General features: G+C 57.7%; 17 protein-coding genes and 1 other RNA gene. 8 read left to right on the forward strand and 10 right to left on the reverse strand.

Annotated features, from left to right (window positions below):
• Nucleotides 1–95 precede the first annotated feature (95 nt).
• The 3 genes from ubiD (at nucleotide 96) to PI739_RS07290 (ending at nucleotide 3,407) form a co-directional block, all read left to right on the forward strand.
• Nucleotides 96–1,562 (forward strand): 4-hydroxy-3-polyprenylbenzoate decarboxylase, encoded by a 1,467-nt coding sequence (gene ubiD, locus PI739_RS07280; RefSeq protein WP_003317344.1) that lies wholly within the window; start codon nucleotides 96–98, stop codon nucleotides 1,560–1,562.
• Nucleotides 1,562–2,530, forward strand: a complete 969-nt coding sequence (locus PI739_RS07285) for a CDP-6-deoxy-delta-3,4-glucoseen reductase (protein ID WP_003432257.1) — start codon at nucleotides 1,562–1,564, stop codon at nucleotides 2,528–2,530. The genes ubiD and PI739_RS07285 overlap by 1 nt, the downstream gene beginning before the upstream one ends.
• Nucleotides 2,531–2,738: 208 nt before the next feature.
• Nucleotides 2,739–3,407: a gamma-glutamylcyclotransferase gene (locus PI739_RS07290; RefSeq protein ID WP_003365840.1), complete on the forward strand. Its 669-nt coding sequence runs from the start codon at nucleotides 2,739–2,741 to the stop codon at nucleotides 3,405–3,407.
• On the opposite strand, the gene glpT is transcribed toward PI739_RS07290, so the two are convergent.
• The gene (gene glpT, locus PI739_RS07295; protein WP_054081231.1) at nucleotides 3,408–4,757 is read right to left on the reverse strand and encodes a glycerol-3-phosphate transporter; all 1,350 of its coding nucleotides are present in this window, start codon (nucleotides 4,755–4,757) and stop codon (nucleotides 3,408–3,410) included. It lies immediately after the preceding gene.
• 274 nt (nucleotides 4,758–5,031) lie between these two features.
• Here glpT and PI739_RS07300 point away from each other — a divergent pair, with 274 nt between their 5' ends.
• Together PI739_RS07300 and PI739_RS07305 are read left to right on the forward strand one after the other, a co-directional pair.
• Complete coding sequence (locus PI739_RS07300; RefSeq protein ID WP_408637167.1) at nucleotides 5,032–5,697, forward strand: energy transducer TonB; 666 nt, start codon at nucleotides 5,032–5,034, stop codon at nucleotides 5,695–5,697.
• Nucleotides 5,694–6,329 (forward strand): energy transducer TonB, encoded by a 636-nt coding sequence (locus PI739_RS07305; RefSeq protein WP_024661631.1) that lies wholly within the window; start codon nucleotides 5,694–5,696, stop codon nucleotides 6,327–6,329. The genes PI739_RS07300 and PI739_RS07305 overlap by 4 nt, the downstream gene beginning before the upstream one ends.
• Before the next feature lie 70 nt (nucleotides 6,330–6,399).
• Here the strand turns inward: PI739_RS07305 and PI739_RS07310 are convergent, their stop codons facing one another.
• The 4 genes from PI739_RS07310 to PI739_RS07325 form a co-directional block, all read right to left on the reverse strand.
• Entirely contained in the window at nucleotides 6,400–7,191 is a 792-nt protein-coding gene (locus PI739_RS07310) for a hypothetical protein (protein ID WP_054081232.1), read from the reverse strand.
• A gap of 48 nt (nucleotides 7,192–7,239) precedes the next feature.
• The gene (locus PI739_RS07315; protein ID WP_054081233.1) at nucleotides 7,240–7,509 is read right to left on the reverse strand and encodes a bacteriocin immunity protein; all 270 of its coding nucleotides are present in this window, start codon (nucleotides 7,507–7,509) and stop codon (nucleotides 7,240–7,242) included.
• Nucleotides 7,506–9,137 (reverse strand): pyocin-S2/colicin E7-DNase domain-containing protein, encoded by a 1,632-nt coding sequence (locus PI739_RS07320; protein WP_054081336.1) that lies wholly within the window; start codon nucleotides 9,135–9,137, stop codon nucleotides 7,506–7,508. The genes PI739_RS07315 and PI739_RS07320 overlap by 4 nt, the downstream gene beginning before the upstream one ends.
• Before the next feature lie 895 nt (nucleotides 9,138–10,032).
• Nucleotides 10,033–11,016 carry an NADPH:quinone oxidoreductase family protein gene (locus PI739_RS07325; protein ID WP_074806610.1) on the reverse strand — a complete coding sequence of 328 codons (984 nt, stop codon included), beginning with the start codon at nucleotides 11,014–11,016 and terminating at the stop codon, nucleotides 10,033–10,035.
• Between the two features lie 130 nt (nucleotides 11,017–11,146).
• Here PI739_RS07325 and PI739_RS07330 point away from each other — a divergent pair, with 130 nt between their 5' ends.
• A complete protein-coding gene (locus PI739_RS07330; protein ID WP_003365857.1) occupies nucleotides 11,147–11,554 on the forward strand; it encodes a flagellar basal body-associated protein FliL in 408 nt (135 codons plus the stop codon).
• 6 nt (nucleotides 11,555–11,560) lie between these two features.
• On the opposite strand, the gene PI739_RS07335 is transcribed toward PI739_RS07330, so the two are convergent.
• Nucleotides 11,561–12,010: an EVE domain-containing protein gene (locus tag PI739_RS07335; protein ID WP_003365859.1), complete on the reverse strand. Its 450-nt coding sequence runs from the start codon at nucleotides 12,008–12,010 to the stop codon at nucleotides 11,561–11,563.
• Between the two features lie 194 nt (nucleotides 12,011–12,204).
• Here PI739_RS07335 and PI739_RS07340 point away from each other — a divergent pair, with 194 nt between their 5' ends.
• On the forward strand, nucleotides 12,205–12,357 hold the full coding sequence (locus tag PI739_RS07340; RefSeq protein ID WP_003317333.1) for a hypothetical protein: 153 nt from the start codon (nucleotides 12,205–12,207) through the stop codon (nucleotides 12,355–12,357).
• A 45-nt stretch (nucleotides 12,358–12,402) separates the two neighbouring features.
• On the opposite strand, the gene PI739_RS07345 is transcribed toward PI739_RS07340, so the two are convergent.
• The 4 genes from PI739_RS07345 to PI739_RS07360 form a co-directional block, all read right to left on the reverse strand.
• Complete coding sequence (locus PI739_RS07345) at nucleotides 12,403–13,014, reverse strand: 5-formyltetrahydrofolate cyclo-ligase (protein WP_003365861.1); 612 nt, start codon at nucleotides 13,012–13,014, stop codon at nucleotides 12,403–12,405.
• Between the two features lie 94 nt (nucleotides 13,015–13,108).
• A non-coding RNA gene (gene ssrS / locus PI739_RS07350) (6S RNA) lies at nucleotides 13,109–13,287 on the reverse strand.
• Nucleotides 13,288–13,317: 30 nt separating this feature from the next.
• Nucleotides 13,318–13,647, reverse strand: a complete 330-nt coding sequence (locus PI739_RS07355; protein ID WP_003317331.1) for a cell division protein ZapA — start codon at nucleotides 13,645–13,647, stop codon at nucleotides 13,318–13,320.
• Nucleotides 13,644–13,853: a TIGR02449 family protein gene (locus PI739_RS07360; protein ID WP_002551573.1), complete on the reverse strand. Its 210-nt coding sequence runs from the start codon at nucleotides 13,851–13,853 to the stop codon at nucleotides 13,644–13,646. Before PI739_RS07360 ends, PI739_RS07355 begins: the two co-directional genes overlap by 4 nt.
• 150 nt (nucleotides 13,854–14,003) lie before the next feature.
• On the opposite strand from PI739_RS07360, the gene PI739_RS07365 reads away from it, so the two are divergent.
• Nucleotides 14,004–14,558, forward strand: a complete 555-nt coding sequence (locus PI739_RS07365) for a YecA/YgfB family protein (RefSeq protein ID WP_003432285.1) — start codon at nucleotides 14,004–14,006, stop codon at nucleotides 14,556–14,558.
• Nucleotides 14,559–14,605 lie beyond the last annotated feature (47 nt).

Raw genomic sequence — 14,605 nt, forward strand, 5'->3', positions numbered from 1 at the left:
GGGGCACCATTTTTTTTGCCTGCATGCCGCCGATTAGCTGCCTTGAAGGGCTGGAGCAGGTACGATGTGCGTCTATTGGATAAATGGCCGGGTTAATGAAATTCAAAGATCTTAGGGATTTCGTGCAGCAGCTTGAGCAGCGCGGAGAGTTGAAACGCATCCAGATGCCGATCTCGCCTGTGCTGGAAATGACTGAAATCTGTGACCGTACCTTGCGTGCCAAGGGCCCGGCCCTGCTGTTCGAAAAACCGGTTGGTTTTGATATCCCGGTGCTGGGCAACCTGTTCGGCACGCCGGAGCGCGTAGCCATGGGCATGGGCGCCGAAGCGGTCAGTGAGCTGCGTGAAATCGGCAAGCTGCTGGCGTTTCTCAAAGAGCCTGAGCCACCCAAGGGTTTGAAGGACGCCTGGTCCAAGCTGCCGATCTTCCGCAAGGTCATCGCCATGGCACCAAAGGTCGTCAAGGATGCACCGTGCCAGGAGGTCGTCATCGAAGGCGATGACGTCGACCTCGGCATGCTGCCCGTGCAGACCTGCTGGCCGGGTGATGTCGCGCCGCTGATCACCTGGGGCCTGACCGTCACCAAAGGTCCGAACAAGGAGCGCCAGAACCTCGGCATCTATCGCCAGCAGGTCATCGGTCGCAACAAGATCATCATGCGCTGGCTCAGCCATCGCGGTGGTGCGCTGGACTTCCGCGACTGGTGCGTCAAGCATCCTGGCGAGCCTTATCCGGTCGCCGTCGCACTGGGCGCGGACCCGGCGACCATTCTTGGTGCGGTGACGCCGGTACCGGACAGCTTGTCCGAATATGCCTTTGCCGGGCTGCTGCGTGGCTCGCGCACCGAGCTGATCAAGTGCCGTGGCAGCAATCTGCAAGTCCCGGCCAGCGCCGAGATCGTGCTCGAAGGGGTGATTCATCCGGGCGAGATGGCCGACGAGGGGCCTTACGGCGACCACACCGGCTATTACAACGAAGTCGACAGCTTTCCGGTGCTGACCGTCGAGCGCATCACGCACCGCATCAAGCCGATTTACCACAGCACCTACACCGGTCGTCCGCCTGATGAGCCGGCGATTCTGGGCGTCGCGCTGAACGAAGTGTTCGTGCCGATTCTGCAAAAGCAGTTCCCGGAAATCGTCGATTTCTACCTGCCGCCCGAGGGTTGCTCGTACCGCATGGCGGTGGTGACCATCAAGAAGCAGTATCCCGGCCATGCCAAGCGCGTGATGCTGGGCGTCTGGTCGTTCTTGCGCCAGTTCATGTACACCAAGTTCGTGATCGTCACCGACGACGATATCAATGCACGGGACTGGAATGACGTGATCTGGGCCATCACCACGCGCATGGACCCCAAGCGCGACACGGTCATGATCGACAACACGCCCATCGATTACCTCGATTTCGCCTCGCCGGTGTCCGGCCTGGGATCGAAAATGGGGTTGGATGCCACGAACAAATGGCCAGGTGAGACCAGTCGCGAGTGGGGCAGGGCGATCGTCAAGGACGAAGCCACCACACGCCGGGTGGATGAAATCTGGACTCAGTTGGGAATAGATTGATGCGCGTAACCTTGCAGCCATCAGGTGCGGTGCTGGAAACCCTGCCGGGCGAGCGGATACTCGATGCTGCACAGCGTCTGGGTTACGAGTGCCCGCAGAGTTGTCGCAATGGCAACTGCCATGTCTGTTCGGCTCTGCTGGTCGAGGGCCGTGTGATGCAGTCGGGGCAGACGCTCGATCACGGCGAAATTCACACCTGTGTGGCCGAGCCGCTGACTGAGTGTGTGGTGCTGTGGGATGGCGTGCTGGCCAAGGGTGAACTGCCGGTGCGCAGCTTTGCCTGCCAGTTGAGCGAATGTGTCGAGGTGGGTGGTGATGTCTGGCGGGTCGGCCTGCGCGCGCCGGCTGGCAAGCCACCGCGTTATCACGCCGGGCAGTACCTGATGATCGAGCGCGAGAACGGCGAGAAGTCGGCGTTTTCCATCGCATCGGCGCCGCACAGCGGTCGCGACCTGGAGCTGCACGTGCTGGCTCGTGAAGACAGTGCGCGCAGTCTGATCGAGCAGCTGCAACGCAACCGCATGGCACGGGTCGAGCTGCCCTTTGGCGACACCCACCTTGCAGAGCTGCCGGACGGGCCGCTGGTGCTGATCGCGGCCGGTACGGGCATGGCGCAAATGAACAGTTTGTTGGAACACTGTCGCTCCACAGGCTTCAGTCATCCCGTGCACCTTTACTGGGGCGTGCGTCGTCCCGAAGATTTCTACCAGGTCAGCCATTGGGATGAGTGGGCGAAACTGCCGAACCTGTTCCTGCACAAGGTTGTCAGCGACCTGTGCGGCTGGGAGGGGCGTTGCGGTCTGCTGCACGAGGCGGTTTGCGAGGACATCAAGGACCTGTCGGCCGTCCACGTCTACGCCAGCGGCTCTCCAGCGATGATCTACGGAACGCTGGACGCTCTGGTCGACGCCGGAATGGATGCCCATCAGATGCGCGCAGACGTATTCGCCTACGCACCGCGTCCGTAATGCCGGACTGACGGCTGCATGAGTGGAGTGTAAATTGCTTTAACTGATTACAACCGATGGCGACGCCTGTTCGTCGCCAGGCAAACTTTAGTAACGGCAGGCCCTTGGCCTGTGGCAACAACCGAACCACGACACCCTGATGCCGCTCAACCACGAGCGAGTCGGCGGGGCTCGGTAAAAACTGACAGTCAGACTGTCAGGGAGGCAAATGGAGAACCCAATCAACGAGTTGGCCGTTGCAGTGCATGACGGCCTTGGCCTGACGTACCCGCCCGTTATCGATATGGGCCCACAGCTTACCCGCGAGCAGTTGCTCGCATCCATGAACGCCACCATGCGTCGTCACAAGGGCGGCCCGGTCTGGCTGTTCGCTTACGGCTCACTGATCTGGCGTCCCGAGTGCACCGCCGTGGAGAGCCAGCGCGCCCGAGTGCACGGTTACCACCGCGGGCTTTACCTCTGGTCGCACGAACACCGTGGCACGCCTGAAGTACCGGGGCTGGTATTTGGTCTGGATCGTGGCGGTTCATGCACCGGCTTTGCCTATCGTCTGCCGGATGAATGCCTGGAAAAATCGCTGCTGGCCTTGTGGGAGCGCGAGATGCCGTACCCCTCGTATCGCCCGCACTGGCTCAATTGCCGCCTTGAAGATGGCCGGAAGGTGCAGGCGCTGGGCTTCGTGCTCGAGCGGCATCTGCCCAGCTACGCAGGCAACCTGCCGGACAGCGTGCTGAGCCAGGTGCTCGCCAGCGCCAGAGGACGCTATGGAACCACCCGCGAGTACGTGGAGCAGACCGCCAAGGCCCTGCGTAGCCACGCCATGCCAGACCTGAATCTGGAGGCGCGGCTCAAGCGCTGCAAGTCAGAGACTGCCTGATCAGCCTTTGATGTCGCGGGACGTGCTGGCGACCTGCTTGTGCCGCAGCGTCGGCGCAAGGAACACCATCGCCAGAATGCACGCGCCGATCAACAGCACGAAGCCGCCATCCCAGCCGAAGTGGTCAACCGTGTAGCCCATTGCCGCGCTGGCCGCGACCGACCCGCCCAGATAGCCGAACAGCCCGGTAAAACCTGCCGCCGTGCCTGCTGCCTTCTTCGGCGCCAGTTCCAGCGCCTGCAGGCCGATCAGCATCACCGGGCCGTAGATCAGGAAGCCGATGGACACCAGGGCGATCATGTCGACGGTCGGATTGCCTTCAGGGTTCAGCCAGTACACCAGCGTGGCGATGGTCACCAGAAGCATGAACACCATGCCGGTCAGGCCGCGATTGCCCTTGAAGATCTTGTCCGACATCCAGCCGCACAGCAGCGTGCCCGGAATGCCCGCCCACTCGTAGAGGAAATAGGCCCATGAGGTCTTGTCGACCGTGAAGTGCTTGGCTTCTTTCAGATAGGTCGGTGCCCAGTCCAGCACGCCGTAGCGCAGCAGGTAAACGAACACGTTGGCCATGGCGATGTACCACAGGAATTTGTTGCGCAGCACGTACTTGATGAAGATTTCCCTGGCGCTGAATTCTTCTTCGTGGCTGGCATCGTAGCCTTCCGGATAATCGTTCTTGTAGTGCTCGATAGGCGGCAGGCCGACCGATTGCGGTGTGTCACGCATGGTCGCGAAGGCGAACACCGCGACCAGCAATGCAACCGCCGCCGGCACGTAAAACGCCGCATGCCAGTCGTTGGTCCAGCCCATGCCGAGCAGGAACAGTGGGCCGATCAAACCGCCGCCGACGTTGTGCGCCACGTTCCACACCGACACCACACCGCCGCGCTCTTTCTGCGACCACCAGTGGACCATCGTCCGCCCGCTCGGCGGCCAGCCCATGCCCTGTGCCCAGCCATTGATGAACAGCAGCACGAACATGATCGTGACACTGGACGTCGCCCACGGCGCGAAGCCGAAGATGAACATGATCCCCGCAGAGACCAGCAGGCCGAACGGCAGGAAGTAACGCGGGTTGGAGCGATCCGAAACGATGCCCATGAGGAATTTCGACAAGCCGTAGGCAATTGCAATGGCAGACATCGCCACGCCCAGCTGGCCACGCGTATAGCCTTCGTCGATCAGATACGGCATCGCCAGCGAGAAATTCTTGCGCAGCAGGTAGTAACCCGCGTAACCGATAAAGATGCCTGCGAAGATCTGCCAGCGCAGACGGCGATAGGTACTGTCTACCTTTTCTTCGGGAAGGGGTGCCTGATGCCTGGCAGGGCGGAAAAACCCAAACATGGAGAAGCTCCTGATTATTGTTGTTTTTGCGAATGCGAATATTACATTTTCATTACAGAAAAAAGCAGTGCCTTCGGGCTGATTCCTTGTAGGAAATGCAGGCGATCGGCTGTTCTTTTACGAACATTGCGCAAATGTTTAAAGGTGTTTCAAGTATTTGGGATGGGTCCTACAGGCGTACCGGAAGTCGTGTGCTGACTGATATGTCGGCAGGTTCTTACCATCGTCATCACTGCGCCCTGGAGGTGCACCACGACGATGAGCCCCTACAACAATGAGAATGACCGCGTTCATGATTGCCGCATCACTGGCCCCTCACGTAGGCGCTGCAGAGCCATTTCTGGTGCCGATATACACGCCGACACCGGTTTTTCCGCCTGAGCTGGTCAAGACCCGCTACGCAGGCAAGGTCCGCGCCCAGCTGTGGATCAAATCCGACGGGCAGGTTCGTGAAGCTAGGGCGATCGAGAGCGGGCATCCGCAGCTCGCCGCAGCAGTGGAGCAGGCACTCCGCCAATGGCGCTATAAACCCTGGGTCGGAACAGTCGGCGCACCGCCCATGACCACGATCACCGTGCCCGTCATTTTTGATTCCCACGGCTATCGGCGCTTCAATACCGAAGTGACCGTGGGCCTGGGCAACATCCGCTGCGGCTACCTGAACGACGAAGTGAAATCCGCCCGCCAGTACTATCCCAAGGAACCGCTGAGCAAGGTCGACGTGTTCTGGCACACCGGGCAGGCACTGTTCGGCAGCCATGTTGCCCACCTGCGTAGCGAGCCGCAACGCCAGGTCTTGCTTGAGCAACTGGGCGCCGCGATACCGATGATGGTCAGCAATTGCCGAAGCAATCCCGATCGTCTGTATGGCGACTATCTGCCAGCGCCGATCAAGGCGTTGATGGTCGGGTTGGCCGAGCAAGCGGAGGGCGGCGAATGAGCCGCGTGCTGGGTTGCATGATGATTACAGGGTTGCTTTGGGCGGGGGGAGCACAGGCGTTGCCGTCGTATCCGGTGCCGTTGCATATGCCTGAGCCGGGCTATCCGACATCAATGCTTCGTTCCTCCGTAAAACGCAGTGTCAGCATCAGGGTTTTCATTCAGGCCGATGGACGCGTGCGCTTCCTGGAAGTGCTGGGGGCGCCCGATCCGAGGCTCATCAGCCTGACCCGAAGTGCTGTCGAACAGTGGGTCTTCGAACCTTGGCAGCCGCCGGCCTCTCACCCCGAGGGCGAAGCAGTTACGGTCACGTTCAATTTCACAGGGCGGCCACATGTCAACCCGCCGCTGACAGCCAATGTCGAGCTGAAGCAGGTGTTGTGCTGGCAGCTGAATACGGAAATGTTCGAGGGACGCAAATGGCGCAAGGACGTCAAGCCGGATGCGCTGATGCGCACAGAACTGTACCTGTCGAGCAGTCCGGTCGTAGAGCAGTTTCTCACTCTGGACGAGCGTCAGGCCCTGGTTCTTGAGCTGCTGGAAGCGACGCCGGGTATTGTCGCTCAATGCCAAAAAAATCCGATGCGCAGGTATGTTGATTATTTGCCGGAGAATGTGAGGAAGGCGTTGTAAGGGAGGGCGCGTTAGCGAAATGCGGGGACCAAAGCATTATTGCCTTGGTCCCCGCACTGTTGGTGAGCGGTTAGTGAGTCGCGCTCATATTTTGAATCGCTTCAAGCTGACTCATATCGAACGCCCCGTGAGCGCTGATCGTATTCGAGAAGTCGGTGATCGCGATTTCGATAGTGCCCCTCAGCACCTTGATCGCATTATCGATTTCTCGCGACGCCTCAGGCCCGAACGTCATCTCTATCGCTCGGTTGGATTCGGCCTCTTTAGCGCGAGCTTCCTCGGCGTTGCGTAGGGCCAATGCGTGCTCGGCTTCTTCGACCTGACGCTGTGCAAGCTGGAACGCTGCCTCTATAGCTCGCTGCTGCGCAGCATGTTCTTCCGCGAGTCGGCGAGCCGCCTCTTCCGCCTCGGCTCGCGCGCGCGCTTCTTCTTCGGCTTGGCGTTGTGCGGCTTCTTGGGCCATGCGCTCGTTATACTCGCGTTCCTGTTCTATCAGCCGAGCATGCAGCGATTCGAGATTGCCTTTGAGTTCGTTTAGAAAGCGGATGCTCTCCATATGAAAACGGGCGTCTCCCGTCATATAGTAAAAATCAGTAGGCACCCCGCCTGGCATACCCCGCATCTGTGCGTTTAACTCAAGAGACGATTTATCCCAGGGATCAGTGCCCCACAAAAAATACGAATTGTCGATGTGGTCCTGTTGCAAGGGAGCGCGTTTGCTGGCAACCAGATGATTGATAGCGTGTATGTGTTTGTCGGTTATATCGATGTAACGTGTTCCGTTCCAGTCGCCGACGTGAGCCGCAAGCTCGGCTTGCAGAAAGCCAGGTAATTGCTGGAGGTGATGATGTAATTCTTCCATGGATGATTTCCTTTTTTATAGTGTTAGAGCTGTTTGTGTATGGGGCTCTTACTCTTTGAAGCCCGGCTTGCCATTTTTTGCTCGCCACTCTTTTATTTCTTTCATAACCCCTGCAGCGCTATCCTCCCGGCCTTCGGGTGGATAACACAATAAATCTGATTTTTCTGGATGTTCAGTCACTTCTGCAACGTGATCGATAAGGCTAATGACGTATTCTTCAGCATTTTCTTTGGTTGCGCTTACGCCGTTAAAAAGTTCGTTCAGGATTTCCATGAACTCAGCTTCGGTATAGTCGCTCAATTGAGATTTGAGTTTCATTGGTTTTTCCTGTGAGCTTGAATATGGTCTTTCGGCGTCATGATTACCAAATTGTCCAAGTCGTAAACTGCTCCGCCTTCGCTAATCCAGTGTTTGTGATGGATTTCATATTTCACACGTTTACCTACCCTATCTGCTGCCCTGACAAGAGGTGCACGTTTATCTGATACCTCAATACGGCTTAATTCCCCAAGATGTCGGCTCAACTCCGGGTCTTTTGATACCTCTAACCAGATCGCTTCCCTTAACTTGGCAAAGCTTGCGAATGGTCGCCCACTCAGCTTTTCCGCAACACTGGAAGGAATCGGCGCTGGTTGGCTTGCCGTCGGCCCTCTCAGCCAGGTAGCTGTCACCGCCTCGCCATGCCCACTCGCAACCCCCGGAATCGACCTCGGGTCCTTGAACAGCAGGTAGCTATTCGGCAGCCCTGAATCAATCGGCGATATGAGAATGTAATCATCAGGATCATCTCGATCAATCGCCGGGTAAGCTTCAAGCTCGGGTACAAAAGGTGTTACCACGTTGCCTGGATTTACCGGCAAAGCGGGTGGTCCTGCGGGTGAGCTTGTCGAGCTGTCCGCCGGTCGTGCTATTGGCGTCCATATCAGTGCCGGTGTCGATTCCCCGTCACGGATAAACTCGTAGGAATTGTTCTGTGCGTTATAGGTGAAAGTTCTTACGCGAACCTTGGTACCAACTTTCACACCGTCCGTAGCTACCCAGCGTGTAGCGCCGCTTGTGCCAGCTTCATCGGATGTCAGTCGATGAGGGACATCCAGCGTGCCCTTGACGCTGGCAAGGTAGTGCAGATCGATATGCGGCGGCAGGTTGAGCTGCGACAGAGGTGTGGCGATAACGGCGGGCGGCAGTTCTGCGTCGCCCAACGGTTGTGGATACATCGCCAGCAACGTAACCAGATTGCTGCCCAATGTTCTGGTCGCAATCCTGATGAGTTGATCCTTCGCGATGTTGGTCGCAACGGTTCTGATGCCTGGTGCTGCGGTGGTGGTTGACGCGGGGGCAATAACTGACCACAACTTGTCGATGCCAGCGGCCTGTCGTGCTTCCTGACTCGCCGGTTTATTGGCCAGCGACAGTTCAGCATGGCGCATGGAAAGCGCTGCTGATTGTTCATTGAGCAGCGTGACCGACTCGGCAAGAAGCTTTGCTTCGTAGGTTTGAGATAAAGCGTTTACCCACGCTTCATGGGCCTGCTGCACACGTGGCGGATCACCCTGGCTGTAGTACACCAGATAGTTCAGGTGGTCTTTTTGTGTAGCATGGTCAAGTTCTTGACCGGTGAGACTCAGAGCCTGAGCGCGACGCTCGTCCAGTAACGGTTGTTTGATTGCAAGTAAATAGTTAACCCTGGTTTTTTTCTGAAGTATAAGCTCAAGAGCCTGCTCGTCGCGTGGGGGATCAGCATTTAGATCATGACCTGACGCTATTTCTTTTTGAAGATCATTCGGCAGCGATGCAGAAGCCAGTAAGTAGTTTTGTGCCAATCCAGATTGTAACGAGGGATAGGACGCTGTCAGCGTTTCAAGAGCCTGTCGATGTGCCTGATCTTTTTCGGCCTGTGCGCGCACCTGCGCTTCAACGCGCTCTCGCTCGGCGGCTTCCGCCATTGCCCGAGCATGCGCCTCGGCTTCTACTCGTGCGAGATGAGCCGCGTGTTCTGCTGCTTGCCGCTGTGCCAACGCATGCGCCTCTGCCTCTTGTTGCCTTAATAGACGTCTCAGCTGTTTATTAGTGATACCTCTTCGGCGACCGCGGCCTGGGCCTAGGCCGGTAGTGCTGGGTCCATTGCCGCTACCAACGACTCCAATGTTCCAACCGGAATTGCTGCCGTTGCTTTCCGCACCGATATGAAAGTTTTTTGATAAATCCGAATCCGGGCGCATTGGAATACCACGGTCTACCAGGATGTTTTTTTCCGGAGGGTCATCGTTACTGTTATTTTCGCTCATACAATTTCCTTTTTTTTGTATGACGATAGGCTAACAAAGGCTTTTTTCTGAAAAGCCATAATTATGTATGGGTGATGTGCCAACTTCCTGATTTATAGTGTTTAGTAAGCTCGCAAATTTACTGCCTGCACTAAAGTCACTGTGATTATTTGAAGATGCTGCCTTAGTGGTTTATATATTTTCGCGTTTACCTTCTAATAAAGAAGGCTATGCGAGCAGTGTGAGGATTTCTTCTCGGTGCGTACAAAGCTTCAGTCACGGACAGCGTGAGTGCCGCGTACTTGTGGGAGTGAGCTTGCTCACGAAGACGTCGGTACAGCCGACGGATATCTCTCGTCTCGCACGCGTCAGCGGGAATGCCTTTCGTAAGGCTCCGCGTCACCATTCGCTCCATGATGCACATTCAAGATTGGACGCGGAGTCTCCAGAGAAGCGTGAGCGAGCATGGCAACGAAAATGTTTGTTGCCCTGTGAATACGCCTTCGCGAGCAAGCGAAGCTTCGCTTGGATCGCATCCCCATGTCAGGGAATCTCGCGTGTATTTGCGTGAGTTTCAGGCTTTGCCAACCAACACCACCACCTTCCCCACAGCCCTGCGCCCCCCCAACAAATCAATCGCCTCCCCAGCCCTTTCCAGCGGATAAACCGTCGACACCAGCGGCTTCAATTTCCCTTCTTCAAACCACGCAAACAGCTGCTTGAAGTTCGCCGCATTGTCCTGCGGTTGTCGCTGCGCAAACGAGCCCCAGAACACGCCGACCACCGAGGCGCCCTTGAGCAGGGTCAGGTTGACGGGCAGTTCCGGAATGCGGCCGCTGGCGAAGCCGACGACCAGCAGGCGACCGTTCCAGGCGATGGCGCGGATGGCCTGGTCGAAAAGGTCGCCGCCGACCGGGTCGTAGATCACGTCGGCGCCGTTGCCGTTGGTGAGACGTTTTACTTCGTCCTTGAGGCTGGTTTCGCTGTAATTGATCAGTTCGTCTGCGCCTGCGTTTTTGGCGACTTCAAGTTTTTCCGCGCTACTGGCGGCGGCGATGACGCGGGCGCCGAGGGCTTTGCCAATTTCCACGGCGGCCAGGCCGACGCCGCCGGATGCGCCGAGCACCAGCAGGGTTTCTCCCGCTTGCAGGTTGGCGCGTTGTTTGAGCGCGTGCATGGAGGTGCCGTAGGTCATGCTGAATGCGGCCGCCGTGGTGAAGTCCATGCCCTGCGGAATCGGCAGTACGTTGTAGTGGGGAACGGCGACCTGTTCGGCAAAGCTGCCCCAGCCGGTGAGCGCCATGACACGGTCTCCGGGTTTCAGGTGGCTGACGTTTTCCCCGACGGCGGCTATCACGCCTGCGGCCTCACCACCCGGTGAGAACGGGAAGGGGGGCTTGAACTGGTATTTGCCCTCGATAATCAAGGTGTCGGGAAAGTTGACCCCGGCGGCGCGCACTTCAAGCAGAATTTCGTTCTTTTTGATCGCGGGGCCGGGGACGTCTTCGAGCACCAGTGTGCTGGCAGGACCGAAGGCTTTGCATAACAGGGCTTTCATCGGGCTATTCCTTTTCCGGTAATGGCCGATAAAGTCAGTTAAGCGGGTTCCCGGGTCAACAAGCATGGCCCTGCCTGATAAGCACACATAAGCTGTAAGCTACGTGGCAAACCGTATTAAGGAGTGAACTGTGAAAGCGTGGATTCTGATGTTGCTGGCCTTGTCATTGCCTGTCATGGCGCAAGAGGAAGCCAAGGAAGAAGGTGGTGCGCCCAAGGCGGCTTATGTCTCGCTGACGCCTCCGTTCGTGGGTAACTACGCGCTCGATGGCGGCCCCAAGCTGCGTGTCTACAAGGCTGACATTTCCTTGCGTGTGACCGGTGCCGACGCCGAGGCCGCCGTGAAGCGCAATGATGCACTGATCCGCAATCAACTGGTTTCGCTGTTCACTCAGCAGACCGTTGATTCCATGAGCAGCGCCGAAGCGAAGGAAAACATTCGTCAGGAGGCACTCAAGCAGGTTCAGCGCGTTATGAACGATGAAGAAGGCAAGCCGATTGTCGAAGACCTGCTGTTCAATAACTTCATCGTTCAATAACGTCCGTCAGCGCAGTGCCAGTATCGCCGCCCATTGCTCGGCGGTGACCGGCATCACCGAGAGCCGGCTGCCTTTCTGTACCAGAGGCAGTTGCTCCAGCTGGCTTTGTTGCTTGAGATAGCCCAGCCCCAGCACGCGCTTGAAGTTCTCCACGAACTCGACGTCGATGGCACTCCACGGATTCTTTTCCTCTGTGGCCTTGGCGTCGTGATAGTGGCTCTCGGGGTCCAGTGCGGTGGGGTCCGGATAGGCTGACCTGGCGATTTTGGCGATGCCGGCGATTCCCGGCTCCGGGCAACTGGAGTGGTAGAAAAAGAACGCGTCGCCCTCGGTCATGGCTCTCAGAAAATTACGCGCCTGATAGTTGCGCACCCCGTCCCAGCGAGCGTTGCCCAGTCGTTGCAGGTCGCTGATCGAGAATTCATCAGGCTCGGACTTCATCAGCCAATAGGCCATTGTGCTCACTCCACAGACAAAAAGTTCACGGTATTTCGAATGGCTTGATGACAAACCGACAATCGGTTCGCGCCACTATTTGCGTACTGGTTCACGTTACCGCAAAATGCCGCCCTTTAAAGTTCCACGCTGCTGCACGGCCTATACAAAAACCGATGCTGACATCGTATTGATTTGCCTAAGGAGGGCAGTCAATGAAACGCAAGCCTGATTTACTCTGGATTCTGGTTATTTTGTTTGGCTTGGGTGTCGTGACAACCGGTTATGCACAGAGCTTGTGGTCCACCAAGGATGACGCTCCAGTCGAGATCACTCAGCAGCAGCAAAAAGTCCCCGGCAGGCATTGAGCCCTGCTTGTACTCTGATCGTTGATTGCCCTGTTGGCTGAACGATCAGAGTGTCTGCGTCACATACCAGCCTTTATCCGATACCGTGCCTTGCAGCGGTACATCCCAACTGGCCTGCGCCAGTCGATCCACTTTCTGACACTCGTGAGCCAGTCCCAGTAACACCGGTTTGCGCCAGGTCTTTCTGCGCGCCAAGTACGCCAGGCTGCGGTCGTAGAAACCTCCGCCCATGCCGAGGCGACCGCCTTCGTCATCGAAACCTACCAGCGGCATCAGAATCAGGTCGAGCGCCCATATAGTGCGCTGTTTTGCCCGGTCAATGCGCGGCTCGGGGATGCGGAAACGGTTGGGGATGAATGTCTCGCCGGGACGCACGCGCTGAAAAACCATGCGGGTGCGCGGCCATGCGTTGAGCACCGGCAGATAGGTTGCCTTGCCGCGGCGCTGGGCTTCGCGCAGCAACAGCCGCGGGTCGATCTCACCATCCATCGGCAGGTACAGCGAAACATGTCGGGCACGTCGAAACAGTGGGTGCTGCGCCAGTTGACGGTAAATATCCCGTGCGGCTTCGCGTTGCTGGCTGCGGCTCAAGGCTTTGCGTGCCTTGCGTAGCTGGCGGCGCAATTGCGGACGTGTAAGTGACTGGGCGCTGATCATGAGCAGGAGGTCATGCAGGCTGATCCGGAAAGGAGGTTGAAGCTTGAGCGGGGTCGTCGTTGCCAGACAACGGGGCTGGCAACTGACCGAATATGGACTCCCCGACGAACCGCTGTCGGTTTAGCCCTTGAACCCGAAAGTTCAAGGTGGAGATTGCAGGAGGTTTTAAGGCTTTCCGTCGAGCGGACATGCACACCAACCCCAACGTGCAACCCCCGTGGTTGTGCGTATCGGCTCAGGGACATGACCGACTGGCAAGCACTCCAGGGAGCAGCGCGAGTATACAGAAATGCCCCGCAATAATCAGCCCCGAGTTGAATCCGGTGTGCCGGGCGTGTCTGTCGCCAGCACCAGATCGACCTTGTCGAGCAGATCGCGGACCTGTTCGCGGGTTGAACCGCTGGTCTGTACGTCAGGCAGATGTTCCTTGTGCAGCAGATCGTGAGTGATGTTGAGAGCGGCCATCACGGCGATGCGATCGGCGCCGATGACTTTACCGCTGCTGCGGATTTCACGCATCTTGCCATCCAGGTAGCGGGCGGCGCTGACCAGGTTGGTGCGCTCTTCCTGAGGGCAGATGATCGAATATTCCTTGTCCAGGATCTGAACGGTAACGCTGTTGCCATTGCTCATGAGTCTTGCTCCAGGGCTTTAAGGCGCGAAATCATTGACTCGACCTTCTGCCGGGCGATTTCGTTTTTTTCAATCAGTTGGGCACGTTCCTCGCGCCAGGTCTTTTCCTGAGCTAATAAGAGTGCGTTTTGGCCTTTAAGTTGCTCGGCATACTTCAGGAGCAGCTCCACACGTTTCATCAGCGCTTGCAGGTCGGTGTCTTCCATTGTTTTCCACTGAATACTTTCTGATGAATGGCAGGGGGAGCGATGCTTGTGCTCAAGCTCGAACCACCGTCCGGGTGATCTTGTCGCGCGGATAGTCTAGGATACAAGGCCTTCATTCTAGACATTGCGCCGTTTGGCGACTAGCTACCCATGCCCATTCAGAATTCTCCGTACAAAGCGTTCGCCACTCTGCTCAACAGTGGCGGTCACCAGGTATCTCCTGCCGAGCTGCATGGCCTGTTGCTGGGGCGCAGTTGCGCAGCTGCCGGTTTCGACAACGAAGGCTGGTTCGCCGACGCGTCGCAACTGCTGGAAACCGAGCCGCAAGACAATATCCGTCAGGCGCTCATCGGTCTGCAAGAGATGGTCAAGGGCGAGCTCACCGGCGACGACATGACCGTTGTGCTGTTGCTGCCGGGCGACGACGAACCACTGACCGAGCGCGCTGCTGCGCTGGGCCAATGGTGTCAGGGATTTTTGACAGGCTTCGGTCTGAACATCGGTGACAAGCCGCTGGGTACAGAGGCCAAGGCCGTTCTTGAGGATCTGGCGGCGATTGCGCAGGTTCAGGACGCGCTGGAAGAGTCCGAAGACGGCGAAACCGACTACATGGAAGTCATGGAGTACATGCGCGTAGCGCCGCTGCTGCTGTTCACTGAATTCAACGAGCCGTCCGCGCCGCAACCCAAGCCTTCACTGCACTGATAGCCGATCACTGCGACACCGGCCTGCGCGTGCCATAGCGCGAGCCG

Source organism: Pseudomonas cerasi (assembly GCF_027983475.1).
GTDB classification, from domain to species: Bacteria; Pseudomonadota; Gammaproteobacteria; order Pseudomonadales; family Pseudomonadaceae; genus Aquipseudomonas; species Aquipseudomonas cerasi.

Excerpts from the sequence above, each read along its gene's own strand:
- PI739_RS07285 (WP_003432257.1), top strand. The coding sequence starts at position 1,562 with ATGCGCGTAACCTTGCAGCCATCAGGTGCGGTGCTGGAAACCCTGCCG.
- PI739_RS07300 (WP_408637167.1), top strand. The coding sequence starts at position 5,032 with ATGAGAATGACCGCGTTCATGATTGCCGCATCACTGGCCCCTCACGTA.
- PI739_RS07340 (WP_003317333.1), top strand. The coding sequence starts at position 12,205 with ATGAAACGCAAGCCTGATTTACTCTGGATTCTGGTTATTTTGTTTGGC.
- PI739_RS07310 (WP_054081232.1), bottom strand. The coding sequence starts at position 7,191 with ATGGAAGAATTACATCATCACCTCCAGCAATTACCTGGCTTTCTGCAA.
- PI739_RS07325 (WP_074806610.1), bottom strand. The coding sequence starts at position 11,016 with ATGAAAGCCCTGTTATGCAAAGCCTTCGGTCCTGCCAGCACACTGGTG.
- glpT (WP_054081231.1), bottom strand. The coding sequence starts at position 4,757 with ATGTTTGGGTTTTTCCGCCCTGCCAGGCATCAGGCACCCCTTCCCGAA.
- PI739_RS07290 (WP_003365840.1), top strand. The coding sequence starts at position 2,739 with ATGGAGAACCCAATCAACGAGTTGGCCGTTGCAGTGCATGACGGCCTT.
- PI739_RS07365 (WP_003432285.1), top strand. The coding sequence starts at position 14,004 with ATGCCCATTCAGAATTCTCCGTACAAAGCGTTCGCCACTCTGCTCAAC.
- PI739_RS07345 (WP_003365861.1), bottom strand. The coding sequence starts at position 13,014 with ATGATCAGCGCCCAGTCACTTACACGTCCGCAATTGCGCCGCCAGCTA.
- PI739_RS07355 (WP_003317331.1), bottom strand. The coding sequence starts at position 13,647 with ATGAGCAATGGCAACAGCGTTACCGTTCAGATCCTGGACAAGGAATAT.
- ubiD (WP_003317344.1), top strand. The coding sequence starts at position 96 with ATGAAATTCAAAGATCTTAGGGATTTCGTGCAGCAGCTTGAGCAGCGC.
- PI739_RS07360 (WP_002551573.1), bottom strand. The coding sequence starts at position 13,853 with ATGGAAGACACCGACCTGCAAGCGCTGATGAAACGTGTGGAGCTGCTC.
- PI739_RS07335 (WP_003365859.1), bottom strand. The coding sequence starts at position 12,010 with ATGGCCTATTGGCTGATGAAGTCCGAGCCTGATGAATTCTCGATCAGC.
- PI739_RS07305 (WP_024661631.1), top strand. The coding sequence starts at position 5,694 with ATGAGCCGCGTGCTGGGTTGCATGATGATTACAGGGTTGCTTTGGGCG.
- PI739_RS07320 (WP_054081336.1), bottom strand. The coding sequence starts at position 9,137 with ATGGCGGAAGCCGCCGAGCGAGAGCGCGTTGAAGCGCAGGTGCGCGCA.
- PI739_RS07315 (WP_054081233.1), bottom strand. The coding sequence starts at position 7,509 with ATGAAACTCAAATCTCAATTGAGCGACTATACCGAAGCTGAGTTCATG.